This is a genomic window from Marinobacter sp. (assembly GCF_035268745.1).
Classification (GTDB): domain Bacteria; phylum Pseudomonadota; class Gammaproteobacteria; order Pseudomonadales; family Oleiphilaceae; genus Marinobacter.
The window spans coordinates 1-25,098 of sequence record NZ_DATFKH010000238.1; the positions used below are offsets into that span (position 1 = coordinate 1).

The window sequence follows — 25,098 nt, forward strand, 5'->3', positions numbered from 1 at the left end:
CGCCTGAGGCCTTCAGCCTCTGCCTGACAACAACCGGTCCATTTCCGCCAGCGCCTCGATCAGGTCCTTGCCGGACTCCTTGCGGGCGCGGAAATGCTCTTCCGCCATGGGCGCCATCCCCGAAACCTCCGGCACTGGCCGCCCCGCCTCAATCAGCACTTTCATGCGGGCGATGAAGACAAACTGAAGCCACTGCGTGAACTCCAGGCGGTCAATAGCAAACGGCTGGGTACTCTGCAGCGCCTCCCTGGACGGCGGTCTGCTTTCCCACACGCCCAGGCGCCTTAATTCAATCTCGATCTGGATGAGACTGTCTGCGACTCTGGCGACATGGTCGGATGCACCGGCCATTAAGCTTCCCCCCTTCCGGTCTGTTCAGTTGGCAAACGGCTCTGATTAGTCGGCCAGGGGCTCCAACTCAACTTTCTCACCATGCAGCACTGCGAACAGGTCCTGATACTGCCGGGTCAGCGGATGTTTCGGGGCCAGGTGAATCAGCGGCTTTTTGGTCTGGTGCGATTCTTTCATCTTTACCGAACTGGATAGCCGTACCGGCAAAACCGGCAGCCCTTCATCCATCAGTTCACGCACCAGTTGCTTCGGCAGGCTGGCACGGGGCTGGAACTGGTTAGCCACAATTCCCTCGACCACCAGATCCTCATTGTGATCCTCCTGAAGCTCACGGATTTCATGCAGGATGCTGTACAGCGCCTGGCGTGAGAAATCATCACAGTCAAAGGGAATCAGACAGCGCTGGGAGGCAATAAGCGCAGACCGGCTGTAAAAATTCAGCGCCGGAGCGGTATCAATATAAATGGCATCAAACGATTCACTGAGCTTTTTCAGGGCCTCGCGGAGCTTGTAGATCTTGTGCTTGGCTTCCAGCTTGCGCTCAAGAAAGTCCAGCTCCGGGCTTGAGGGCATGACAAACAGATTATCAAAGGCTGTGGCGTGGACAAATTCATCCGGCCGGCGACTGAATACAGTGAAGGCAATGGTCTGTTCCAGATAATCCGCCACGGTGTCCTTAAGGTCCGAGACGGACTTGCCCAGCAGGTACTGGGTGGAATTCCCCTGCGGATCCAGATCAACAACCAGCGTCCGCTTGCCACGGGCCGCACTGATGGCGGCCAGATTACAGGTGATGCTGGATTTACCGACGCCACCCTTCTGATTGAATACCACTCGCCTCATGTTTTTTCCTCTTGGTTAATCCTGTCGGTTATCCTGCGGCTTACACCACCGGTGCACTGTCATCCCGTTTCCCTACCATCCCATTACTGACTTCACAAACGGGATGGTCAGCCGCCGCCGGGCCTTGAGCGATTTATCATCAAGCTGATCCAGTACCGCCAGCAGATCCGCCAGGCTGCGCGATGCCCGCTTGAGGATAAACCCGGCCACGTCTTCGCTCAACACCAGGCCCCGCTGCTCGGCCCGGGCAACCAGAATGCGCAGGCGGTCGTCATCCCGGTTGATCCCCAGCTGTATCAGCAAGCCGTGACGCAGACGCGAAACCAGATCGGGAAGCGAAAAGGGTAGCTGCGCCGGCAGATCCGAGAGGCTGATCACTATCTGTCCGTCCCGGTCATCGATTCGATTATACAGGTGAAAAACGGCTTCTTCCCATTCTGGTAGCCCGGCAACCCTGTCCAGATCATCCAGACAGACCACCGCATTCAACTCAAGTCCACCGATGGCATCCGGACCAAAGTGCAGCAGTTCTGTCATGCTTACACAAATGGCCTGGCGCTGCTGCCGTTCTGCCAGGTGGCAAACCCCCTGCAACAGATGGCTTTTGCCGGTCTCCCCATCCCCGCAGATAACGATGGACCGGGGACGGTCGTGCTGCTGCTCCACGGCGGTGCGAAGACGGCTTGCCGCTTCGGCATTGCGTTCACCATGGAAGTTGTCAAAGCGGGCATCGTCTCGCAGCTTTACGCCCAGTGCCAGTTGCCCCGCAATCACGTCTGCCTTGCCCTCCAGGCCTTCAAGCCCCAGACCAACAGGTAGTGACCACCACTGAGCAATGCGGAAACAGCCACCAGTACACTGCCGAACTCGATAACCCGGGGCATCATCGGCAGACCGGCCAGCAAAACCATAATGGCCAGGGCAACCAGAATCTGGATCAGGGTGTTTAGCTTACCGGGCAGGCTTGGCTGCAGATCAAAGTGGCCGATGCAGTAATGGTAGACCAGTCCACCACTCACGATCAGCAGATCCCGACCCAGGACCAACCAGAACAACCAGTAAGGCAGCACGCCGTTCAGGGTGAGCATCAGATAGGCAGCGATCAGCAGCACTTTATCAGCCAGCGGATCGGCAATTGCACCCAGGCGCGTCCGCCAGTCAAATTCACGGGCAAGAAAACCATCGAGGGCATCGGTAGCGGCGGCCACGAAAAAGATAACCAGGGCGATACGATATTCCGTGGCAAGCAGAGCCACCGCAAACGGCAATACCAGCAGAATCCGCAGCAACGTCAACGCGTTCGGAATCCAGCACCAGTTCTGAGCCATACCCCCTCTCCCTGAAGCCTTATCGGGCCCGTTCACCCGCCGCTCTCACCCTGGATCACTGACGCCGGTTGCCAACGATAATGCAGCACCTGATAAAGCGACTCAAAAGCTTTGTCGGCTTCCTCTTCCTCAGCCAGCAGATCGTCATAAGCGAACAGGGAATCGATATCCGGTGCTGTATTGTCGAGCGGAGACATGATGAATGGAGCGGGCGCAGAGCTTTCCGTTGACTCGTCCTGATTACTGTCGGCGGCGTCTTCAGCTGCAGGCAGATTCGATACCTCTGCCTCGGAGAGCGGCACCAGGCGCGGATCCAGAGCAATATACCGTTTTAATTGCTCAATTTCTCCCGAGAAGGTCACGCGAAGAGTGACACGGCTATCCCTGGTTGCAGTCGCACCGGCATTCTCGACCGGCGAAAGGTTCTTGAGGACACGGTTTGCCTGCCCGTAAGCTTCAACTCCGTCAATACCATGCAGAACGATATCAACCTGTGGAGATTCGCCCACATCGCTGCCAGCGACCGCATAACGCTCGGCAAAGGCATCGGTCCAGCGGCCGACAACGGCAGCAGCGAGCTGACGGGGGTCGTCAGCGGTGAGGGATTGTTCCGGGCCTTCAAGCCCCATGCCATCAAAAACCCAGCCGGCACGCCATTCGCTGCCCGAGCGGCTGACCCGGACCATTGCAATCAGGTCATGGCTGAGATTCTCGGACGCGGCCCGGACATTACCGGTAAACTGGCCCCAGATATCGGACATCAGTTCCCGGCGGTCGGCATATGATGCCGGAGGCAGCGCAAGCGGCAGTCCCCGATCCGCGGCAGCCTCGGTAAAGGCATCCAGCCAGAGCGACGAGGCTTCCGGATCCTCCTGCCGATGCAACAGGTCACGGGAGCCAGCGGATTCAACGGCAATCCAGGCAAGCGTCAGCGGACGATTGGCCCCCCATACCGGCGCATCAACAGAAGCCAGGGCACGGTTCACCCCGACCGCACCAAAGGCCATTCGCAGGCGATTGCCGTCGTCTTCGGAGCGCAGGAACTGGTAGGACTGCAGGAGCGACTCGGCATTGTCCAGCAGTTCCTGGACACCCTCTTTCTGCAACACCTTCTGAGAACCGGAAACTCGCACGAAAACCCGGCTCAGGCCGGCGGAATAACCTTCGGCCAGATCCTCCGGTTGCGAGGTCTCAACCGGCACCTCGACTGAATACAGCCCCGGCACGGTGACCGCTGACACCGGCAGTGCCAGTGCCAGCAGCGACATAATCGCGACCCTGGTGAATATACGAACTATTTTCTGCGCTATTGCCATCGGGGTAATTCCTGAGCCTTGCATGATTGGTCCTGGAACTCTTGGAAGCCTAGGATACACCAAGGTCCGGGCCGAAAGTAGCAACCGGGGATTGCAGAATCTCCACTTGCAATTGCATTTGGAGCCCCACCTTTCAGCTGTTAAAATTCCGCGCCTGACTCACAACCCAACTGGTTGAACACTCCATGAGCGAAGACAAGCCGTCCCTCAGCTACCGCGATGCCGGCGTCGACATCGACGCCGGCAACGAACTCGTCAACCGGATCAAGGACACCGCCGCCAGGACCCGCAGGCCGGAAGTCCTCGGTGGCCTCGGCGGCTTCGGTGCCATGGTGGCGATTCCGCCCGGCTATCACGAACCGGTGATGGTATCTGGCACCGACGGTGTCGGAACCAAATTGCGACTGGCGATGCAGCTTCAGAAGCACGACACCATTGGCATTGACCTGGTGGCCATGTGCGTAAACGACCTGGTCGTCGGTGGTGCGGAACCGCTGTTCTTTCTCGACTATTACGCCACGGGCAAGCTTAACGTCGATGTGGCGGCCCAGGTCGTTGAAGGCATCGGCCGCGGTTGTGAGTTGTCCGGTTGCGCTCTGGTGGGTGGTGAAACCGCTGAAATGCCGGGAATGTATGAAGGCGATGACTATGACCTGGCAGGTTTTTGTGTGGGCATTGCCGAGCGCAGTGAAATCATTGATGGCAGCCGCGTGCAATCCGGCGATGTGCTGCTGGCACTGGGGTCTTCCGGCCCCCACTCGAACGGTTACTCACTGATCCGCAAGATCCTGGAGGTGAGCAACGCCAACCTTGATCAGGGCATTGGCGGGACCACCCTGGCCAATGCCCTGATGGCCCCTACCCGCATTTACGTCAAAAGCCTGTTGCAGCTGAACAAGGAAGTCGAGGTACGCGCCCTGTCCCATATAACCGGCGGCGGCCTACCGGAAAATATTCCGCGGGTATTACCGGACGGCATCATTGCTGCCATTGACACCGCCAGCTGGAAACTGCCGGCGGTGTTCGAATGGCTCAAAACCGCCGGAGGCGTTGCCAGTGAGGAGATGTACCGCACTTTCAACTGCGGAATCGGCATGGTGGTCTGCGTGCCGGCCAACCAGAAAGATCTCGCTCTGGACACGCTCGAAGGGCTTGGCGAAAACGCCTGGCAGGTGGGTATCATCGAGTCGGCAGCAAGCAGCTCGACACCGGCTTCGGTGCGCTATGCGCCAGGGTTGCTGGCGGTATGAAGGCTGATCCGGTAACTGCGCCGCGAATCCTGGTCCTGGCCTCCGGCAACGGCACCAATCTTCAGTCCCTGATTAACGCCAGCCAGCAGCGGGATTTTCCGGGACAGATCGTCGCCGTTGGTTGCAACCGGCCCAACGCATTCGCGCTTGAGCGGGCAGCCCAGGCCAACATTGCGCACTTTACCGTGGATCATACCCGCAGTGGCTCCCGGCAGGAGTTTGACGGCAAGTTGATGGCAGAGATCAGACGTCATAATCCGGACCTGATCTGTCTGGCGGGCTTCATGCGAATTCTGACCGACGATTTCGTGCAGGCTCTCAGGGGCACCCTGATAAACGTCCATCCGTCGCTATTGCCGAAATACACGGGCCTGAATACCCACCAGCGCGCGCTGGATGCAGGCGATCAGATTCACGGAACCTCCATTCACTTCGTGACCGAAGAGCTTGATGGTGGCCCCGTTATTGCGCAGGCCGAGGTCCGGGTTGCCCGGGACGACACAGCGCAAACCCTGGCTGAGAAAGTTCAGGCCAGAGAACACCTGCTCTATCCGATTGTTGTCCGCTGGTTCTGCGAGGGTCGCATTCAGCTTGGCGATGACCATGTATTGTTCGATGGCCAACCACTGAAACAGCCGATGGTTCTCCCTGATGACCCGGACCCATCCGACGCCTGATTCAGGAGTTGTTCAGAGGCTCCTTAAACATATCGTCATCGTCCGGGTATCTGGTCCGCGTTATGCTGACACACTCGCGCACCATTCACGCACTGGTTACGCACCATGCTGACCGCGCCAAAGAATGCTGGACGGATGTTCGCCATGATGAAATCCCTGGTTACTGTGCTGATTCACTATCTGCTGCTGGCTGCCCTGCTGGGCATTTATCCTGCAACCGCTGCGGATTCCGGGACCGGATCCGGAGCTGAACCTGAAACCGGCGCGCAATCCTCATCGCTGCTACCCCTGGAAGTCAGCTACAAAGCCTCGATGGAAAAAGGCTTTGCCCTGAGTGGTGAGGCCCGCCGTACGCTGCAGGAGCGCAGTGGTGGCATCTGGCACTACCAGACAGATGTGGATTCACTGATCGCGGACATTGATGAGTCACTGATCTTTCGCTGGGAAGACGGGCAGGTTGTACCCCTGCGCTATCGCTACAGCCTGTCAGGGTTCATGATCAAAGATCGAAAGCAGGCCATTGATTTTGACTGGGACAACGGTGTGGCAACAGGCCACCATCGGGGCCGGAAATTCTCGTTGGCGCTGGAGGAAGGCGCCCTGGACCCGATGGGCTACCAGTTGCAACTGCGCCAGGACATCAAGGCCGGGCAAAGGGATATGACCTACCGGGTTATTGATAAAGGCCGTTACGACACCGACCGTTTTGCGGTCATTGACGAGGAAACCCTGACCAGCAATGGCGAGAGGCTGACAACCCTGAAAGCGGAAAAGGTGCGTGACGACGACAGTAAGCGCAAGACCCTGATGTGGTTTGCACCAGATCAGGATTATCTGCTGGTCAGACTGCTGCAGATCGAACCCGATGGCAGCGAGTACGAAATCAGCCTTGCCGAGGCCCGGCTAGGCGGCTGAGTGATTTAACCTCGTCCGCGATGATCCGCAGTCCGTCAGCAACGCGATCATCATCCTGGGAATAGGTCACACGCAGACACTCGTGCCGGTGCTTCCAGTCATCCTCCGGCAGCCCCGGGAAAAAATAGTGGCCCGAAACCACCAGCACACCTCTTGCCTTCAGGCGCTGGTAAAGCTCGAGACTGGTAATGGGCAGACCCGGAAACCACAGCCATAAAAACATCGCGCCTTCGGGCTTGTGAATGTACCAGCGGCAAGAATCTTCTCCCATGGCCTGTCCGAAGACGGCAACCGCTTTTTCCATCTTGTTGCGGTAGAAAGGACAAACCACATCGTTGCTGAGCGACAGAATTTCCCCGGATTTCACCAGCGGCTCTGCCAGCATGGCGCCGAAACTGCCGGTGGCCAGGTTCATAATGGCGTTGATGCTCGAAAGTGCCTTGATAACGGGCTCTGACGCAATCACGACCCCGGTTCTGACGGCAGGCAGACCCAGCTTGGAAAGGCTCAGGCAGAGTATGATCTGGTCGTTCCAGTGCGGTGTGGCTGCCGTGAACACCAGGTTCGGAAAGGGTGTGCCATAGGCGCCGTCCACAATCAGCGGGATATCATGCTGCCGGGCCAGCGCTTCCAGGCGATCGAGCTCTTCGTCGGTAATGACGTTGCCGGTGGGATTGGTGGGGCGGGATACGCAGATAGCGCCGGTTTCACCCGTCACCTCTACGGCGTCGAAATCCACCCGGTACTTGAACTCGTGGGCATCGGTAAACGAAATATCCGGTTGCACCGCACGAAACAACTCGGGCTCGATGCCAGCGTCGGCATAACCGATGTATTCCGGCGCCAGAGGCAACAGGATATGCTTGCGATGACCATCGCCATAACGGCCGCCAAACATGTTGAACAGCATGAAAAAAGCAGCCTGGCTGCCATTGGTCAGGGCAATATTTTCCGGTTTGAGGTCCCAGCCATACTCACGGTTCAGTAAATCCGCCAGCGACCCGATGAACTGTTTCTCGCCCTGGGGTGGGTCATAAATACCGACGACGCGACGTACGTCCTCCTCGCTGCGACTCATGTCGGCAAGAATCTGCTGGACCCGCTGCTGTATCTCCGGAATATGCCCGGGATTACCCCCGCCCATCATGATCATGTCGTCGCCCGAAGCAAGGGCGTTGCCCAGGTCATCCATGAGAGAGGTGATGCCGGAATTGGCGGTAAACTTCTGACCAAAGGAGGATAATTTCATATCAGTCGCTCAGGGATATGCCCAGATTGCTGACGCCATCGTTAGCTGCATCCTTGCGGATAGCTTCAACAAACTGGGTTGTGGGCGTGCGTTGGCGCTTGAGAGACAGCACCAGATCCCGCTGGAACACCTTGTCTTCTTTCATCAGGGGGTGCTGCTCCAGAAGCCGCACCAACTGGTCCTCATCAAGGTCTTCGCCTTCAGAGAGCTCGATAAATTTCATGACCGTTGCAGTGGCAATCCGGGAGACTCCGGTTGCGCGATGCTTCGAGGGATTTAACCGGTTCAGCAGGGCCTGTTCAAGGATCTGGCAGAAATCGAATGCCGGATACACGCCATAGGCATCGTAGGCATCCACATCGGGGGAAAGCGTTTCCAGTCTCGCCAGTAACTGCGGGATAGTGGCTTCAGACGTTTCTCGCTGTAGCATGTCCCAGCCAAGGTCGAGCAGCTGGCGCATTTTTCCCCCGGTCTTCAGCTCAACCGCGTCTGCAAACAGCGCGTAATTGGGAAATGATCGCTCGGCCAGTGCCATAATAAAGGCAAACTCGCGCCAACCCTGGAGCTGGGATACGGCTTTGAGAAACTGGTTGGCATTCACGTCAGGTTGCCTTTGCTCATGTGCGTGGAAGCGTCACGCCTGTCTGGCCGAAGTATTTGCCGCCCCGATCCTTGTAGCTGGTTTCGCACATCTCGTCAGACTCGAAAAACAGCATCTGGGCGACGCCTTCGTTGGCATAGATTTTTGCTGGCAGGTTACTGGTATTGGAAAATTCCAGGGTGACCTGCCCTTCCCACTCCGGCTCAAGAGGTGTGACGTTAACGATGATACCGCAGCGGGCATAGGTGGATTTGCCCAGGCAGATAGTCAGTACGCTGCGCGGGATCCGGAAATATTCCACCGTGCGGGCCAGCGCAAAGGAGTTTGGCGGGATGATGCAGACGTCGCCGGTATAGTTTACGAAGCTGTTCTCATCGAAGTTCTTGGGATCAACGGTGGCCGAATGAACATTGGTGAAGATCTTGAATTCGTCGCTGCAGCGCACATCGTAGCCGTAGCTTGAGGTGCCGTAGGAGATGACCCGGCCTCTTTCGTTCTCGCGGACCTGATCGTACTCGAAGGGTTCGATCATGCCGTGGTCCTCGGACATTCGGCGGATCCAGAGGTCGGATTTGATACTCATGGGTGGGGTCTCGTTTCGGCCTGAAAAAAGTGGGCGTAGTTTACCTGCTTGATGTTTTGGTGTCGAAGCCTTAACCGGCCTAAAATCACCTGCATCCTTGGGGCTGCGCCTACGGATAGGGCAGATTCAAAACACGCCGTAGATACATCCCTGTAGGCTTGAGAAAAACATCCATGTTTTTCACAGTTTTGAATCTGCCCTATCCGTAAGCGCGATCAGAGTTTACGCGTGGATTCCTCTTGCAGCAGCATCAGTGTTCGCTTACTGAGACACTCGAAATGGAGCCGGTCAGATTTCTTTCCCGGGTAGACAGTTCTGCGCTCACTCTGCGGGCGATGTCTTTGTAGCGCCTGGCCACTTCCGAGTCGGGTTCCGCCACCACCGAGGGTATGCCGCCGTCGGTCTGCTCACGAATGGTGATGTGCAGCGGTAGCTGGCCAAGCAATGCGGTGTCGTACTCTTCGGCAATGCGCTCGCCGCCGTGCTGGCCGAACAGGTGTTCTTCGTAGCCGCAGTTGCTGCAGATGTGAACGCTCATGTTTTCCACCACGCCAAGCACCGGGATGTCCACCTTGCGGAACATCTCGATGCCTTTTTTGCCGTCCAGCAAAGCAATGTCCTGGGGCGTGGTGACAATCACTGCGCCGGTAACCGGGACTTTCTGGGCGATGGTGAGCTGGATATCACCGGTGCCGGGGGGCATGTCCAGAATGAGGTAATCCAGTTCGTTCCACAGGGTCTGTTGCAGCAATTGCATGACGGCACCGCTGACCATGGGGCCGCGCCAGACCATGGGAGTTTTGTCGGTTACCACAAAGGCCATGGAGTTCGCCTGCAGACCATGGGCCTCCATCGGCAGGAAATATTTCTGTTCCCGGGTTTCCGGGCGTTTGCCTTCGGGGACGCCCAGCATCATGCCAATGCTGGGGCCGTATATGTCGGCGTCCAGAATGCCCACGCGGGCGCCTTCGGCGTGCAGGGCAAGGGCCAGGTTGACTGCCGTGGTGGACTTGCCCACGCCACCCTTGCCGGAAGCGACAGCGATGATATTTTTCACCCCCGGCACAGAGGCAATGTCTTTCTGGCCTTTATGGGAATGAATGCGCTGGCTGACGGTTACCTCGACACTTCCGACGCCGTCAATGTCCTCGACGGCATTACTGACAAGCTCTTTTACGGCGCCGGCGATGCCTTTCGAGGCGTAGGGCAGTTCAATTGACACAGTGACCCTGCCAGCGTCATCGGCCTGCAGAGACTTTACCGCACCAAGTTCGTATAAATCCCTGTTCAGATACGGATCCCGATACTGTTTGACGGCCGATTCAAGGGCCTGTTGGGAAATCTTGGTCATTGGCATCTCCGGGATAGGGTGTTCCGGCACTTAAATGTGGCCGGAACCGGGTGTTTCGGATGAAAAAACTCTGCTTGGAAGGTATCATTTGTGCCCGTTTCTGGCCATACGGCCCCAATCCTCACGAATGAAGGTTCGGAACACAACATGACGCAAGCTAGCCCCCGGCACCAGCGCGATATTCTGGTAACCAGCGCCCTTCCCTATGCCAATGGCCCCATCCATCTGGGCCATCTGCTGGAATATATCCAGACCGATATCTGGGTGCGCTATCAGAATATGCGGGGCGAGAACTGCTACTACGTGTGCGCCGACGACGCTCACGGCACGGCCATCATGCTGCGGGCAGAGCGGGAAGGCATTTCTTCCGAGCAACTGATCGACCGGATCCGCGGTGAACATCAGCAGGATTTTTCCGGCTTCCACATTCGTTTTGACAACTACTACACCACCCACTCGACCGAAAACCGGCAGTTTTCGGAATACATCTACCGGCAACTGCAGAACCACGGCCATATTGCCACCCGCAAGATCATCCAGGCCTACGACCCGGAAAAGCAGATGTTCCTGGCGGACCGGTTTATCAAGGGCACCTGCCCCAAATGCAGGACCGAAGACCAGTACGGGGACAACTGCGAAGCCTGTGGCGCCACCTATACGCCGGCTGAACTTGTTAATCCGACGTCTGCGGTTTCCGGCGCAACACCCGTTGACAAGGAATCGGAACACTATTTCTTCCGGCTGCCCGAATTTGCGGACTTTCTCGCCAACTGGACCCGCAGCGGCACCCTGCAGCCACAGGTGGCGAACAAGCTGGCGGAATGGCTGGAGGCAGGCCTGCAGGAGTGGGATATCAGCCGGGATGCGCCCTATTTCGGCTTTGAAATCCCCGACTCGCCCGGCAAATACTTCTATGTTTGGCTGGACGCGCCCATTGGCTATCTGGCCAGTTTCAAGAACCTGTGTGACCGTGATGGCATCGACTTCGATCGTTTCTGGAAAGCGGATTCCACCGCCGAGGTCTATCACTTCATCGGCAAGGATATCATCAACTTCCACGCCCTGTTCTGGCCATCAATGCTCCACAGCGCCGGATTCCGCACCCCCAGCGCGGTCTGGGCCCATGGCTTCGTGACGGTGAACGGCAAGAAGATGTCCAAATCCCGCGGCACCTTTATCATGGCCCGCACCTATCTGGACCATCTCAACCCGGAATATCTGCGCTACTACTTTGCTTCCAAGCTGACCGGTGGCGTCGATGACATGGATCTCAACCTCGAGGACTTTGCCGCACGGGTGAACTCGGACCTGGTCGGCAAGGTCGTGAACATTGCCAGCCGCAGTGCCGGGTTTATCACCAAGCGTTTCCAGGGCAGGCTTGGCACCGTTACCGAGCACGACAAGCTGAAAGCGTTTGTCAATGCCGGTGATGAAATTGCGGACTTCTACGAAACCCGGGAATTCGGCCGCGCAATGCGCCGTGTCATGGAGCTTGCGGATATCGCCAACCAGTATGTGAACGACGAGCAGCCCTGGGTGATCGCAAAACAGGATGGCGCGGATCAAAACCTTCAGGCCATCTGCACCAACGCCATCAACATGTTCCGGTTGCTGATGACCTATCTGGCGCCGGTATTGCCGGACACCGCGAAAGCCTCCGAGGCATTCCTGAATGCGGGGCTGGACTGGAACAACCGTGAAAACCGGCTCGAGAACCACAGCATCAACAAATTCAAACCGCTGATGAACCGGGTTGATATGGCCCAGATCGAAAAAATGCTGGATGCCTCGAAAGAGGAACTGGCGGTCGCCACCGGTTCCCGGGCTCCAGACACCGGCGCAGCAAACGAACAGGCGGAAGCGCCGGCGCCAATTTCAGACGAGATCGATTTTGACGCCTTTGCCAGGGTCGACCTCCGGGTCGCCAGAATCGTGAAAGCCGAACGCGTCGAAGGTGCGGACAAGTTGCTGCAGCTCACCCTGGACATCGGCCACGGTGAACGCAATGTCTTTGCCGGCATCAAGTCCGCCTACGAACCGGAAGATCTCACCGGCCGGCTGACGGTGATGGTGGCAAACCTGAAACCCCGCAAGATGAAGTTTGGTATGTCAGAGGGTATGGTGCTTGCAGCAGGTCCGGGCGGTAAAGACATCTTTATCCTGTCGCCGGATGCGGGCGCCACCCCCGGTATGCGGATAATGTAGCCTGGCCGGACCACGGCGAACGACGGAGCCCCCAGATGACCGAGTACCTGCTTATCCTGGTCAGCACCATTCTGGTGAACAATTTTGTGCTGGTCCAGTTTCTCGGACTCTGCCCGTTCATGGGGGTGTCCGGAAAGCTGGAAACGGCCATGGGCATGTCACTGGCGACGACCTTCGTGCTGACCCTGGCTTCGGTGTGCAGTTATCTCGCCTACACCTACCTGCTGGAACCGCTGGATCTGGCATTCCTGAAGACGATCACCTTCATTCTGGTGATCGCGGTGGTGGTGCAGTTCACCGAAATGGTGGTGCGCAAGACCAGCCCCCTGCTCTATCGCGTACTGGGGATTTTCTTGCCGCTGATTACCACCAACTGCGCGGTGCTGGGTGTTGCTCTGCTTAACCTCAACAAGAATAATAATTTTGTCGAATCGGTGCTGTATGGTTTCGGGGCCGCAGCCGGATTCTCCCTGGTGCTGGTGCTGTTTGCCGCCCTGCGCGAGCGCATCGCTGTCGCTGACGTGCCCGTTGCCTTTCAGGGCGCTGCCATTGGCATGGTGACCGCAGGGTTAATGGCACTGGCGTTTATGGGTTTTACCGGCCTTGTCAAAGTCTGACGGAGCATTCTGACTATGTGGACAAGTCTGTTGATTGCCGTGGGTGTTCTGCTGGTACTGGCCGTGATTTTCGGTGGTTTGCTGGGTTTTGCCTCCGAGCGCTTCAAGGTTGAGGGCAACCCGCTGGTCGATGAGATTGACTCACTGCTGCCCCAGACCCAGTGCGGCCAGTGTGGCTTCCCCGGTTGCCGGCCCTACGCCGAATCCATCGCCAACGGCGACGCCATCAACAAATGCCCTCCCGGTGGCGAGACTACCATCAGGGCGCTGGCCGACCTGCTGGATGTTGAGCCCCAACCACTGGACGCCGAGCACGGCGTGGAACAGGCGAAACGCGTTGCGGTGATCCGTGAAGACGAGTGCATTGGCTGTACCAAGTGCATTCAGGCCTGCCCGGTAGACGCAATTCTGGGCGCTGCAAAACAAATGCATACGGTGATTGAAAGCGAATGCACTGGCTGCGACCTGTGTGTGGACCCCTGCCCCGTTGATTGCATTGACATGATTACCATCGAACCGGATATCCGGAGCTGGACCTGGTCGCCGCCGAGGTCCGGTATCATCGCGACAGACCGGGCGGGAGCCGGCGCCTGATGACGCAACTCTGGGATTTCAGTGGTGGTATTCACCCGGAACAGCACAAGCATCTGTCTACCGCTTGCCCGATTCGGCAATCATCGCTGCCGGAACGGCTGATCCTGCCACTTCAGCAGCATATCGGCGCCCCGGCTGAAGCCTGCGTGGCCGTCGGTGACAGGGTGCTGAAGGGTGAGGTGATTGCCACTGTGCCGGGGGCTGTCGGGGTTCCCGTCCACGCGCCCACATCCGGCACAATTGAAGCGATCTCAATGCATCCCGTGCCCCATCCGTCGGGTATGAGTGACCGCTGTATTACCATTGCCCCGGACGGCCTCGACCAGTGGACCGGGCGCGAGCCCATCGCGGATTACCATGCCCTGGACCGGGATACCGTTCTGGAGCGAATTCGACAATACGGCATTGCCGGTCTTGGCGGCGCGGGGTTTCCAACCAATATCAAACTGCGCCCCCCGAAAGACCGGAAGGTGAGCACACTGATCCTGAACGGCGCAGAGTGCGAGCCTTACATCACCGCTGACGATATGACGATGCGGGAACGCGCCGATGAAATCGTCGCGGGGCTGCGGGTTATGGCCTGGGTGCTTCGGCCCGAGCGCTGCGTCATTGCCATAGAGGACAACAAACCGGAAGCAATCGAGGCAGTAAAAATAGCCACTGAAAACACCCGGACAGAAGTGGTGGTCATTCCGACCAAATACCCGTCCGGTGGCGAAAAACAGCTGATCCAGATCCTCACCGGCATGGAAGTTCCGAGTGGCGGCATACCCGCGGATATCGGCGTGATGTGTCAGAATACCGGAACAGCTATCGCAGTATCACGCGCAATCCACCAGGGTGAGCCTCTGATATCGCGGGTTGTCACCGTCACCGGCAGGGCTGTATCCAGCCCCGGGACTTTTGATGTCCTGCTGGGCACTCCGGTCGAACATCTGCTGGCGCAGACCGGGCTGGATTCCCAGCAACTCCACCGGCTGATCCTGGGCGGCCCGATGATGGGCTATACCCTCGAGACGCCCGGTGTACCGGTGGTGAAAACCACCAACTGCCTGATCGCGGCCACCGCCGAAGAGCTGCCCGCACCACCACCGGAACAGCCCTGTATCCGCTGCGGCATGTGCGCCGAAGTCTGCCCGATGGAACTTCTGCCGCAGCAGCTGTTCTGGCACTCCAGGGCCGGGGAGCTGGAAAAGGCTGAGCACCTTAATCTGTTCGACTGCATCGAGTGCGGTGCCTGCTCCTACGTTTGCCCCAGTTCAATCCCGCTGGTCCAGTATTACCGGGCGGCAAAAGGCGAAATCCGCGTGCAGCAGGCCGAACTCCTGAAGGCGGACCGGGCACGTGAGCGCTTTGAAGCCCGTCAGGCCAGACTCGAACGCGAACAGCATGAGAAAGAACAGCGCCGGAAAGACCGGGCAAAGGCCGCTGCCGAAGCCCAGGCAAAGCAACAGGCGAAAGCAGAGGACCAGCCCTCGGACGATCACGCTGCCAGATCCACTCTGGTGGCAGCAGCATTGGCGCGCAAAAAAGCCAAAGCTGGCAAGACAGATGCGGCTGGCCCGGCAACGACTGACCAGGCCGAGCCCCCTGATCTTGAAGCTCTGGAGAAACAGCTGGCCCAGGCCACCGCCAAACTGAATACCATGCAGAGTATGCTGGAAGATGCCAGAGCCGAAAATGCCGACAACGTGGAACAGCTCGAGCGGGCCGTCGCCAAAAACCACGATCGCGTGAAACGCGCCGAGACAGCGCTTGCCGGAGCCCGGAACTGATGGCACTTGCCCAGCAATCATCGCCCCATGCCCGCCATGCCCGTTCGACGTCGAACGTCATGCTCTGGGTGATGCTGGCCGCTCTTCCCGGGTTGCTGGCCCAGGTTATCTTTTTTGGCTGGGGAAACCTGATCAACGTGGTCTGGTGCATGGCACTGGCGATTGGCGCGGAAGCGGCCATGCTCAGATTACGCGGACGGCCGGTAAAGTTCTTTTTACAGGATAATACCGCTGCCGTGACCGGCTTCTTGCTCGGGCTTTGTCTGCCACCACTGGTACCTTTCTGGGTGTCTGCCACCGCGGTCCTGGCTGCCATCGTCCTTGCCAAGCAACTCTATGGCGGCACCGGCTCCAACCCTTTCAATCCTGCCATGGTGGGCTACGCGCTGGTATTGATTTCATTTCCGCTAGCCATGACCACAAACTGGGCGGAGCCCGGTCTGGTCTGGGGGACCGCCCCGGGCATATGGGAAACGCTCAAGGTTATTGCGTCCGGCCAGCAAACAGCCGTGGACGCCTATACCATGGCCACCCCTCTGGACCAATACAAGCACAACATCAGCTCCCGGACCGCCGCCGAGGTCCTTCAACACCCCACATTCGGCGAGGGTATTGCCAGGGGCTGGGAATGGGTCAACGCGGGCTTTCTGGCGGGCGGGCTGTTACTGCTGTGGCAGCGCCTCATTACCTGGCACATTCCGGTCAGTTTTCTCGCGGGGCTTGCCATCATGAGCCTGGCTTTTGGCAGCAATCCGGATCAGTACGCGCCGGTGTCCATGCACCTGCTTGCAGGCGGCACCATGCTGGGGGCGTTTTTCATTGCCACGGATCCGGTTTCCGCCGCCACCAGCCATCAGGGCAAACTGATCTATGGCGCCGGCATCGGTATTCTGATCTATCTTATCCGGACCTGGGGCGCCTACCCGGATGCGGTCGCTTTCGCAGTGCTGCTGATGAACTTCGCTGTCCCCTTCATTGATTACTACACACCTCCGCGTACTTATGGCCACCATAAGGCCCGGCGTGGATTACCCCGCAAGGGACAGGGCTAGGCTATGGCAGGTATCGGACAATCCATGGGGCGAAACGCCATCGGGCTTGGCCTTTTTGCCATCATTACCGGCGGCACCATTGCCCTCACCCATGCACTTACTCAGGACCGCATCGAGCAACAGATAGCCCGTGCCGAGGCCGCTGCATTGTTCGAAATCATTCCTGCAAACCGGCACGACAACGAACTCCTCAGAGCTACCGTTTCCCTGCCCGCCAGCAAGACTCTGACCGACGGCGAACCTCTGACGGCCTGGGTGGCGCGCCGGAGTGAGCGCCCATTTGCGCTTATACTTCCGGTGACAGCGACGGACGGCTATTCCGGTGACATACGCCTGCTGATCGGTATAGACCTTGAGGGCCACATTCTGGGTGTCCGGGTGACTGACCACCGGGAAACCCCGGGGCTGGGTGACAAGATCGAGACCAGAAAATCCGACTGGATCCTTAGCTTCGAGGGCCGTTCGCTGGATAACCCGGAACCAGAACAGTGGGCTGTCAAAAAAAACGGCGGAGTGTTTGATCAGTTCACCGGCGCCACCATTACACCGTCGGCCGTGGTGAGCACGGTAAAGGAGACCCTGATGTATTTTCGCGAGAACCGGCAGCAGATCAGGGAAATCATCAGACAACCGGCATCGCCGCAAGGAGATCCGGTAACGCCAGAGTCCCTGGCGGGTAGCGAATCAAAACAGGAGCATTCCTGACATGGCGACCAAATCCAGCTCAGAAATCATCCGTGACGGCCTCTGGGGCAATAACCCGGCCCTGGTGCAGGTGCTTGGTCTGTGCCCGCTGCTGGCTGTTACCAGCACCGTGGTCAACGCCATCGGCCTGGGACTGGCCACACTGCTGGTGCTGATGGGGTCCAACCTTGCGGTCTCCCTGATCCGCAATTTTGTCAGCGAATCCGTGCGGCTGCCGGCGTTTGTAATGATTATCGCGTCGTTCGTAACCTGTGCCGAACTGCTGATGCAGGCTTTTACCTATGAGCTCTACCTGATACTGGGGATTTTCATTCCTCTTATCGTTACCAACTGTGCCATTCTGGGCCGTGCCGAAGCGTTCGCGGTGAAAAATCCGCCACTGCCGGCGCTGCTTGACGGCTTCATGATGGGTCTCGGCTTCCTGTTGGTACTGGTCGCCCTTGGCGCCATTCGCGAACTGGTTGGTCAGGGCACCCTGCTGGCCGACATGGACCTTTTGCTGGGACCAGTTGCCAGTGACTGGGTCATCCGCCCGCTGGAAAACTATCCGAATGTGCTGTTCATGGTATTGCCGCCCGGCGCCTTTATTGGCCTGGGACTGCTTATTGCACTTAAAAACGGCATCGATAATCACCTCAAGGCCCGCCGGGCCGTGGTTCAGCCTGTCGAGGCCGGAAGCAGGCGGGTCCGCGTAACAGGCAACGTGTCATGAACAGGGCAAAGCGAACCGCCATTTTCAGGCGGCTGAGAGACGCCAATCCGTCGCCAACCACCGAGCTGAACTACTCGAATCCGTTTGAGCTTCTGGTTGCCGTTATTCTTTCCGCCCAGGCAACCGACGTTGGTGTGAACAAGGCCACGGCAAAGCTTTTTCCTGTCGCCAACACGCCGGAAGGGATCTATCAGCTTGGAGTTGAAGGACTGAAGGAATACATCAGGACCATCGGCCTTTTTAACAGCAAGGCGGAGAACGTGATCAAAACCTGCAAGGTCCTGATCGAGAAACACAACGGTCAGGTGCCGGCCAACCGGGAAGACCTGGAGGCATTACCGGGCGTGGGCAGGAAAACCGCCAACGTGGTCCTGAATACCGCCTTCGGCCAGCCGGCCATGGCCGTGGATACCCACATATTCCGGGTGTCCAACCGGACGGGGATTGCAACGGGTAAAAACGTAGTTGAGGTTGAACGGCGGCTGATGAAGCTGGTGCCCAGAGAGTTTCTCATGGATGCCCATCACTGGCTGATCCTGCACGGCCGTTACACCTGCACGGCGCGAAAGCCCCGGTGCGGCGCCTGCGAAATTGAGGATCTTTGCGAGTTCAAACACAAAAGGGACTATCTCTGATGAACCGGATCGAATCAGCCTGCCGGCTGGTTCCGGATTGAGCAGAAAAAAAACGGCCCCCGAAAGGGCCGGTTTCTCTCTGTCTCCGGATTTATCGGTTCCGGACATTCTATTTGAACAGCATTGTACCTGACAGGCCTTCTTTCTCGAGAATTTCGCGAAGGCGGCGCAGGGCCTCAACCTGAATCTGGCGAACCCGCTCGCGGGTGAGGCCAATCTCCTGCCCGACTTCCTCCAGTGTACTGATCGGATAACCACGGAGACCGAAACGCCGGGACAACACTTCCTGCTGCTTGTCGCTAAGCTGATCAATCCACTTCTCGACGCAGGAACACATATTGTTGTCCTGCAACTGATCGGCGGGATCCGTTGCCCCCTCGTCAGCGACCGTATCCAGCAGAGACTTTTCGCCGCCACTACCAATGGGCATGTCCATTGACGCAACGCGCTCATTAAGGCCCAGCATCCGCTTGACGTCCGCAATGGGCTTGTCCACCATCTGCGCTATTTCTTCCGCGGTGGGCTCGTGATCAAGCCTCTGGGTGAGCTCGCGGGCCGCCCGAAGGTAAAGGTTAAGCTCTTTGACCACATGAATCGGCAACCGGATTGTGCGGGTCTGGTTCATGATCGCCCGTTCAATCGTCTGACGGATCCACCAGGTTGCATAGGTCGAGAAACGAAACCCGCGCTCCGGGTCGAATTTTTCAACGGCACGAATCAGACCAAGGTTGCCTTCCTCAATCAGGTCCAGCAGTGTCAGCCCCCGGTTCACATACCGTCGGGCGATCTTGACTACCAGCCGAAGGTTGCTTTCAATCATCCGCTTGCGGCCCGATTCCTCGCCCTTGCGCGACAGACGAGCAAAATAAACCTCTTCTTCGGGGGTTAACAGGGGAGAAAATCCGATTTCGTTAAGATACAGCTGAGTAGCATCCAGCTGTTTGGCACTGGTGAAATAGCGACCCTGGGCCGGTATTTCAGTTTCGGTGGCCGCAGCCTCAGTATCGACTGCTTCTTCTTTTTCGACCTTGTCTTCGGCTAACACCGGGTCATCTGATTCTTCTGCATCTGCAACACGATCAATAATAAGTTCTTCCTGCTCTGACGACATACGCTTGCCCCGTCTTTCGACTATCCTGGATGTTTGCTCACAGTTTCTTATTGTGCTGAGCGCTGTTGTTATCTGTTTTCTTGTTCAGGACATCATCTGCTGGCTGTTCCAGACCATCGCTATTGTTGTTTTTGTTGTTAGCCACTTTTTCCTTTTTGCTATTTTCTGTTTTTCTGATTCTTGTTTCTGCGCTCTTTGCCGGCGACTACCATGGCCTGAACAATTCTCAGCGCGGCGGCAGATACGGCAACGGATTTACCGGGTTGCCATTTTTCCGAATTTCAAAATGCAGTTTTGGCCGGTCTGTGCCGCTGCTGCCCAACTCGGCAATAATTTGCCCGGCGACGACTTCTTCCCCCTCTCTGACCAGAACTTTTCGGTTATGGGCATAGGCACTGAGAAAGTGCTCATTATGATTCACTATGACCAGATTACCGTAGCCAAGCAAACCATCACCCGCATAAACCACGTTTCCGTTTGCCGCTGCCCGGATAGAGTCACCCGGATTCCCATTAATATCAATACCTTTATTGACTTTACCGGAGGTTGAATAAGCTGCAATTATGGTGCCAAGGTGGGGCCAGTGCCACGCGATGCTGGCGACAGTCTGGCTTCGCTGATTCGTCGGCACTGACGTATTTGCCGACTTTGAAACTGTTGGCGCAGGTGAATCGGAAGGGGGTGGGCGCCGGGTCGGATCCGGGGAACGGGGAGAGCCGGACGCCACCGACACATTGCCCCGTCTGTCGAGGCGCAGCACCTGCCCTGCCTGAAGATCGTAGGGTGGCGGTATGTCATTGGCATCGCCCAGTTCACGGTAGTCCCGCCCGTAACGCCAGGCAATGCTGTAGAGGGTTTCACCGGCTTTTACCACATGGCGGCCCCAGTAAACGGGAGGATTGTAGCGGTCGTCCTGGTGAATCTGGGGCGTATTGCACCCGGCCAGACCGAGCGCAATGATCAATGTGGCGACCATCAACCGGCATCCCGAAAAAAGCCGTGCGCCGGTCATTAAACCGGATTCAGGGTGTAGAAAATTGCCGGTAAGCATGAGGCCCCAAAATGACATTGTAAAAAACACAAACCTGGACACCGATCAAAAAGGAATAAAAATAGCCCTTTTAATCTATTTTTGTATAAAAAACGCGGGCAGCTATCAGGTCTTTAAACTAAGCCATTAATTTATTGCACATTTTATGCGCAATACCAAGTTACTGTGCGCCGTTACGTGTTACTGCCCGAAACAACTGACTGGACCGGAAAAGTAACACCAGCCGCAAACAAGGTGCGAACTGGCGATCATTCTTCTCTGGCTGCACCGGCCCACTCCACGCCCAGCACCAGCATTATACCGGCCAGCGCAAAAACGCAGGCCAGCAGCAACTGCGGGTCTTGCCCGGCTATATCAGCATAGCTGAAGGGGCTGACGCCTGCCTCGCTCAGGGGAACCTGCTCGCCGGAACTGTTGATGCGCCAGCTCAGGGTTTGCTTCCAGGGCCAGACTTTGTTCAGCGCACCCACCATAAAGCCGGTCAGCAATGCGAGCACCAGATCATGGAACCGGGAAAACGCCCAGGTGATGATCCGGGCCACCGAAAGCAGACCGATCAGGCATCCGCCCGCGAAAACGCCCACCGTGGCAAAGTCCAGCGACCGTATCGCGTCCAGAACCGGGGTGTACATGCCCAGAAGAACCAGAATGAAAGAGCCGGATATGCCGGGCAATATCATTGCACAGATTGCCAGAGCGCCGGAGCCCAGGAACATCAGCGCAGAGGGATTCAGGGGCATACCGGAAAGCGTGGTTATCCACCAGGCAAAACCGGTACCGAGGGCAAAAGGAAACCATAGAATGGCGCGCGGGGACTTTATCTGACGGCTGACGTGCCAAACAGACGCCGTAATAAGGCCAAAAAAGAAACTCCAGATCAGAATGGGGTACTGGTCCAGAGCATAACTGATGGCCGAAGCAAGAGCGGCAATACTGACAAGCACGCCGGCAAGCAGAAACGCCAGGAAGGTGCCGTCACAGTCCGACCAGAAGGAGCGAAAATGACCTTTGCGAAGATGCCGGAGAGTCGCTTCAGGTATGCGACTGATGGCTTGCAGCAGGCGAAAATAGATACCGGTAATAAAGGCGATGGTACCGCCCGACACACCCGGCACGATATCTGCGGCGCCCATCGCCATGCCCCGCAGAAACACGGTCCAGAGCGCCTGATTCCGGTCCGGATTCAGTTCGCTCAACGGACAACTCCTGCCAGCAAGGGGACAAACCGCACCGGCTCCACTTCGTTAATCTCGAAGCGATCCCCCTTACGGACAATTGCTGTCAGCATCTGGGTACCCTCTCCGATCGGCGCAACCAGAACACCACCATCAGCCAGTTGGGACTTGAGCTCCTCCGGTACTTCACGCGGAGCAGCCGTTACCATAATGCCATCGAAGGGTCCCTTGTCAGGCCAGCCCATACCACCGTCGGCGTGTTTCATCAGCGCATTGCGCACCCCCAGTGTACGCAGCCGCTCACGGGCACGATCCTGCAGCGGTCTGATACGCTCAACGCTGAAGACCTGATCGACCAGCGCTGCCAGTATTGCTGTCTGGTAGCCGGAGCCAGTCCCCAGCTCCAGCACCCGCGACGGCTTGTATTTCATCAGAACTTCCGTCATGCGGGCAACAATGTACGGCTGGGACAGGGTCTGGCTGTATCCGATAGGCAGGGACGTATCTTCGTAGGAGCGGTGGGCAAGGGCCTCATCCAGAAAGATGTGCCTGGGCACATTCGACATGGCGGTCAGTACCTGCTCATGGGTAATGCCGGATTCCCGAAGACGCTGAATCAACCGCATACGGGTTCGCCGGGAGGTCATCCCGATACCATCCAGTTCGGCAACCATCAGCGTGCTTCCCCCCCGTCCGGCACCAGATTCAGCCGCTCGACCCAGCGCTCCAGCGGGGGTAGCGCATCGTGGCGGGTCATATCCACATGCACAGGTGTGATGCTGACAAAGTGATCCCTGACGGCCTGAAAGTCGGTTCCGTCACCGGCATCGACACCCTCGCCCGGCGCGCCAATCCAGTAGCGGGTTCTGCCTCGCGGGCAAGTCATCAGCACTGCACCTTCGGCACGGTCGCGGTGGCCCAGACGGGTTACCCGGAAGCCGGCAATCTCGTCCCAGGGCAGATCCGGCACATTCACATTTAAAATGCAGCGGGGGCCAAGGGAATCCGGCGACGTGCCTGCCAGCAATATCCTGACAACGCGGGCAGCGGTCTCGTAATGAAAGCGCCCCTCATTGACCAGTGACACGGCAATAGCCGGAAGGCCCAGATGCCGGCCCTCTGTAGCGGCAGCCACCGTGCCCGAATAGATGATGTCGTCGCCAAGATTGGCGTGAGTGTTGATTCCGGAAACCACCCTGTCAAACGGCTTGTCAAAAAGGCCGTTGACCGCGAGGTGGACACAGTCGGTCGGGGTACCATCCACGGACTGAAAACCATTGGAGCGGTTTTCAACCGTCAACGGGCGGTTCAGTGTAAGCGCATTGCTGGCACCGCTATGATCACGGTCAGGGGCCAGCACATGTAATTCGCCCAGCCCCTCAAGCCCCTCATACAGGGCCTTCAGGCCCGGCGAATGCACACCGTCATCATTGGATAACAGAATTCGCACTGTTGCCTCCACTTACCGCCAGATCAAACACATCGCCGAGCAGGGTTGTTGCATACTGCCCGGGAGGTAACGAAAAACAAATCAGTAGCCGTTCCGGGTCGAGCCATTCCCAGCTCAAGGATTTTGGCATCATAACCAGGCTACGACGCTCCGGTTTCATCCGGGTCGCCGCAAAAACCGATTCGATTTCCGGGTAACGGGAAACCACCGAACGTTCGATTTCACCCTGTTCCGCAACAGCTTCCGTACCGCCGTCGCCCCACATAGGGCCTGTTGCCGTTGACTCCGCCGTGCCGGACAGGCCGGGTTCACCGTCCAGGATACTCTGCCAGTTGCCGTCCTCTACCCTCCGGGCAAGCACCTCATTGAACAGCCAGGAACGCGCCGCCGAAAAGTACAATACGTTTTTAGACTCGCCACTGCCAGCGGAAGAACGCCCGCGCCCCTGGTTTTTACGACTTCGCCGCCGGCCGGAAATCATTCGGGCCGGATCCATCGCAATTGCCCGGTCCAGGTTGCCACCCCGGAAGCCAAATCGCTGAGGGCCAAAGTAATTCGGGCAGCCTTTCTTACCGAGTCTTTGCAGGGTTTCGTCAATCGCCTCTTTCTGCCCGCTGACACCAGTCAGGGTTATCTCGAACCGGTTGCCGTGATGGTCGGAGCGGCGCAGCTTTTTCTGACCCCGGCACCCGGCGAGCACGGGCCAGGTTTCAGCAATCCTGGACATCAGAGCGGTATCGTCTGCCTCAAGGCCCGGGCGGTAGATACTGAACCACTGGCGAGCCACCGCATGACGGTCTTTCAAGCCACAAAAGCCGACATCAAAATGGCGGCATTCAGCCAGTGCAGCAAGCTGACGGGCGACAAACTCGGTATTATCGCCGGTTTTTTCAAGGCGCAGGTAAAGGTGCTCACCGCCTGCGCAACCAGCAACATCCAGTTGCTCATCGACAACAAAATCGGAGGCACTGGCTTTGAGCACGGCCTGCCCGACCCGCTGTCCGGTGGATGTCGGCCAGTCCAGCCGCCAGCGCTTCAGGCCGGGTGAATCAGGGGCGTTAGTCACAGTAAATCCGGCTCAAGCAGACAGACGGCCTGGCAGGCAATGCCCTCGCCACGGCCGGTGAACCCCAGGCGTTCCGTGGTGGTTGCCTTCACACTGACACGATTGGCGGCAACATTCAGATCTTCGGCAATATTCAGCCGCATGGTCTGAATATGCGGAGCCATTTTCGGTGCCTGAGCAATAATGGTGGTATCGACGTTGGCCACTTTGTAACCTTCTTCCATTACCCGCTCCATTACCCTGCGCAACAGATTCCGGCTGTCTGCTCCCGCCCACTCATCACTGGTATCCGGAAACAGGTGGCCGATATCACCCAGGGCAACGGCACCCAGCAAGGCATCGGCAAGCGCGTGCAAAAGCACATCCCCATCCGAATGCGCCTTGATAGCCTGCTCGGATGGAATGGTTACGCCACCGAGAACGACATGATCGCCTTCACAGAAGGCGTGGACATCAAAGCCCTGCCCTATTCGCATGCTGGGTTTC

27 protein-coding genes are annotated in these 25,098 nt (G+C 57.8%); 11 read left to right on the top strand and 16 right to left on the bottom strand.

The annotated features are described in order from the left end of the window. Nucleotides 1–12: 12 nt before the first annotated feature. From VJ956_RS15035 to VJ956_RS15055, 5 genes are all read right to left on the bottom strand, one after another. Nucleotides 13–351 (bottom strand): YqcC family protein, encoded by a 339-nt coding sequence (locus VJ956_RS15035; RefSeq protein WP_324085853.1) that lies wholly within the window; start codon nt 349–351, stop codon nt 13–15. Nucleotides 352–396: 45 nt separating this feature from the next. Beyond that, on the bottom strand, nt 397–1,194 hold the full coding sequence (locus tag VJ956_RS15040; RefSeq protein WP_324085854.1) for a ParA family protein: 798 nt from the start codon (nt 1,192–1,194) through the stop codon (nt 397–399). 72 nt (nt 1,195–1,266) lie between these two features. After that, the gene (hda, locus tag VJ956_RS15045) at nt 1,267–1,968 is read right to left on the bottom strand and encodes a DnaA regulatory inactivator Hda (protein ID WP_324085855.1); all 702 of its coding nucleotides are present in this window, start codon (nt 1,966–1,968) and stop codon (nt 1,267–1,269) included. Next, entirely contained in the window at nt 1,965–2,522 is a 558-nt protein-coding gene (locus VJ956_RS15050; protein WP_324085856.1) for a CDP-alcohol phosphatidyltransferase family protein, read from the bottom strand. The genes hda and VJ956_RS15050 overlap by 4 nt, the downstream gene beginning before the upstream one ends. Before the next feature lie 32 nt (nt 2,523–2,554). After that, nucleotides 2,555–3,862, bottom strand: coding sequence for a DUF2066 domain-containing protein (locus tag VJ956_RS15055; RefSeq protein ID WP_324085857.1), 1,308 nt, complete (start codon nt 3,860–3,862; stop codon nt 2,555–2,557). Nucleotides 3,863–4,023: 161 nt separating this feature from the next. Between VJ956_RS15055 and purM the strand changes: the two genes are divergently transcribed. From purM to VJ956_RS15070, 3 genes are all read left to right on the top strand, one after another. Beyond that, nucleotides 4,024–5,088: a phosphoribosylformylglycinamidine cyclo-ligase gene (purM, locus tag VJ956_RS15060; protein ID WP_324085858.1), complete on the top strand. Its 1,065-nt coding sequence runs from the start codon at nt 4,024–4,026 to the stop codon at nt 5,086–5,088. Then, a complete protein-coding gene (gene purN, locus VJ956_RS15065; protein ID WP_324085859.1) occupies nt 5,085–5,765 on the top strand; it encodes a phosphoribosylglycinamide formyltransferase in 681 nt (226 codons plus the stop codon). The genes purM and purN overlap by 4 nt, the downstream gene beginning before the upstream one ends. 144 nt (nt 5,766–5,909) lie before the next feature. Then, nucleotides 5,910–6,680, top strand: coding sequence for a DUF3108 domain-containing protein (locus tag VJ956_RS15070; RefSeq protein ID WP_324085860.1), 771 nt, complete (start codon nt 5,910–5,912; stop codon nt 6,678–6,680). Here VJ956_RS15070 and VJ956_RS15075 read toward each other — a convergent pair. The 4 genes from VJ956_RS15075 to apbC form a co-directional block, all read right to left on the bottom strand. Continuing rightward, on the bottom strand, nt 6,649–7,929 hold the full coding sequence (locus VJ956_RS15075) for a valine--pyruvate transaminase (RefSeq protein ID WP_324085861.1): 1,281 nt from the start codon (nt 7,927–7,929) through the stop codon (nt 6,649–6,651). The two genes, VJ956_RS15070 and VJ956_RS15075, sit on opposite strands and share 32 nt — an antisense overlap. A 1-nt stretch (nt 7,930) precedes the next feature. After that, nucleotides 7,931–8,530, bottom strand: coding sequence for a YjaG family protein (locus VJ956_RS15080; protein WP_324085862.1), 600 nt, complete (start codon nt 8,528–8,530; stop codon nt 7,931–7,933). 16 nt (nt 8,531–8,546) lie between these two features. Then, a complete protein-coding gene (gene dcd / locus VJ956_RS15085) occupies nt 8,547–9,113 on the bottom strand; it encodes a dCTP deaminase (RefSeq protein ID WP_324085863.1) in 567 nt (188 codons plus the stop codon). A gap of 250 nt (nt 9,114–9,363) precedes the next feature. Beyond that, entirely contained in the window at nt 9,364–10,464 is a 1,101-nt protein-coding gene (apbC, locus tag VJ956_RS15090; protein WP_324085864.1) for an iron-sulfur cluster carrier protein ApbC, read from the bottom strand. 147 nt (nt 10,465–10,611) lie between these two features. Here apbC and metG point away from each other — a divergent pair, with 147 nt between their 5' ends. From metG to nth, 8 genes are read left to right on the top strand one after another with little or no spacing between them, the layout of a single operon-like run. Continuing rightward, nucleotides 10,612–12,669, top strand: coding sequence for a methionine--tRNA ligase (gene metG, locus VJ956_RS15095; RefSeq protein ID WP_324085865.1), 2,058 nt, complete (start codon nt 10,612–10,614; stop codon nt 12,667–12,669). A 35-nt stretch (nt 12,670–12,704) separates the two neighbouring features. Beyond that, entirely contained in the window at nt 12,705–13,286 is a 582-nt protein-coding gene (gene rsxA / locus VJ956_RS15100) for an electron transport complex subunit RsxA (RefSeq protein ID WP_324085866.1), read from the top strand. Between the two features lie 15 nt (nt 13,287–13,301). Beyond that, nucleotides 13,302–13,880: an electron transport complex subunit RsxB gene (gene rsxB, locus VJ956_RS15105; RefSeq protein ID WP_324085867.1), complete on the top strand. Its 579-nt coding sequence runs from the start codon at nt 13,302–13,304 to the stop codon at nt 13,878–13,880. Further along, entirely contained in the window at nt 13,880–15,655 is a 1,776-nt protein-coding gene (rsxC, locus tag VJ956_RS15110; protein WP_324085868.1) for an electron transport complex subunit RsxC, read from the top strand. The genes rsxB and rsxC overlap by 1 nt, the downstream gene beginning before the upstream one ends. Next, nucleotides 15,655–16,707, top strand: coding sequence for an electron transport complex subunit RsxD (gene rsxD, locus VJ956_RS15115; RefSeq protein WP_324085869.1), 1,053 nt, complete (start codon nt 15,655–15,657; stop codon nt 16,705–16,707). The genes rsxC and rsxD overlap by 1 nt, the downstream gene beginning before the upstream one ends. A gap of 3 nt (nt 16,708–16,710) precedes the next feature. Next, nucleotides 16,711–17,412 carry an electron transport complex subunit RsxG gene (rsxG, locus tag VJ956_RS15120; protein ID WP_324085870.1) on the top strand — a complete coding sequence of 234 codons (702 nt, stop codon included), beginning with the start codon at nt 16,711–16,713 and terminating at the stop codon, nt 17,410–17,412. 1 nt (nt 17,413) lies between these two features. Beyond that, on the top strand, nt 17,414–18,124 hold the full coding sequence (locus VJ956_RS15125) for an electron transport complex subunit E (RefSeq protein WP_324085871.1): 711 nt from the start codon (nt 17,414–17,416) through the stop codon (nt 18,122–18,124). After that, the gene (nth, locus tag VJ956_RS15130) at nt 18,121–18,759 is read left to right on the top strand and encodes an endonuclease III (protein ID WP_324085872.1); all 639 of its coding nucleotides are present in this window, start codon (nt 18,121–18,123) and stop codon (nt 18,757–18,759) included. The genes VJ956_RS15125 and nth overlap by 4 nt, the downstream gene beginning before the upstream one ends. Nucleotides 18,760–18,868: 109 nt before the next feature. Here the strand turns inward: nth and rpoS are convergent, their stop codons facing one another. The 7 genes from rpoS to ispF all read right to left on the bottom strand — a co-directional run bounded on the left by rpoS (nt 18,869) and on the right by ispF (nt 25,088). Continuing rightward, a complete protein-coding gene (rpoS, locus tag VJ956_RS15135; protein ID WP_324085873.1) occupies nt 18,869–19,870 on the bottom strand; it encodes an RNA polymerase sigma factor RpoS in 1,002 nt (333 codons plus the stop codon). Between the two features lie 226 nt (nt 19,871–20,096). Further along, nucleotides 20,097–20,846 carry a peptidoglycan DD-metalloendopeptidase family protein gene (locus tag VJ956_RS15140; RefSeq protein WP_324085874.1) on the bottom strand — a complete coding sequence of 250 codons (750 nt, stop codon included), beginning with the start codon at nt 20,844–20,846 and terminating at the stop codon, nt 20,097–20,099. Nucleotides 20,847–21,169: 323 nt separating this feature from the next. Further along, nucleotides 21,170–22,060, bottom strand: a complete 891-nt coding sequence (locus VJ956_RS15145; RefSeq protein WP_324085906.1) for a DUF368 domain-containing protein — start codon at nt 22,058–22,060, stop codon at nt 21,170–21,172. A gap of 53 nt (nt 22,061–22,113) precedes the next feature. After that, complete coding sequence (locus VJ956_RS15150) at nt 22,114–22,770, bottom strand: protein-L-isoaspartate(D-aspartate) O-methyltransferase (RefSeq protein ID WP_324085875.1); 657 nt, start codon at nt 22,768–22,770, stop codon at nt 22,114–22,116. Next, entirely contained in the window at nt 22,770–23,546 is a 777-nt protein-coding gene (surE, locus tag VJ956_RS15155) for a 5'/3'-nucleotidase SurE (RefSeq protein WP_324085876.1), read from the bottom strand. The genes VJ956_RS15150 and surE overlap by 1 nt, the downstream gene beginning before the upstream one ends. Further along, entirely contained in the window at nt 23,524–24,612 is a 1,089-nt protein-coding gene (gene truD, locus VJ956_RS15160) for a tRNA pseudouridine(13) synthase TruD (RefSeq protein ID WP_324085877.1), read from the bottom strand. The genes surE and truD overlap by 23 nt, the downstream gene beginning before the upstream one ends. After that, nucleotides 24,609–25,088, bottom strand: coding sequence for a 2-C-methyl-D-erythritol 2,4-cyclodiphosphate synthase (gene ispF, locus VJ956_RS15165; RefSeq protein WP_324085878.1), 480 nt, complete (start codon nt 25,086–25,088; stop codon nt 24,609–24,611). The genes truD and ispF overlap by 4 nt, the downstream gene beginning before the upstream one ends. Between the last annotated feature and the right edge of the window lie 10 nt (nt 25,089–25,098).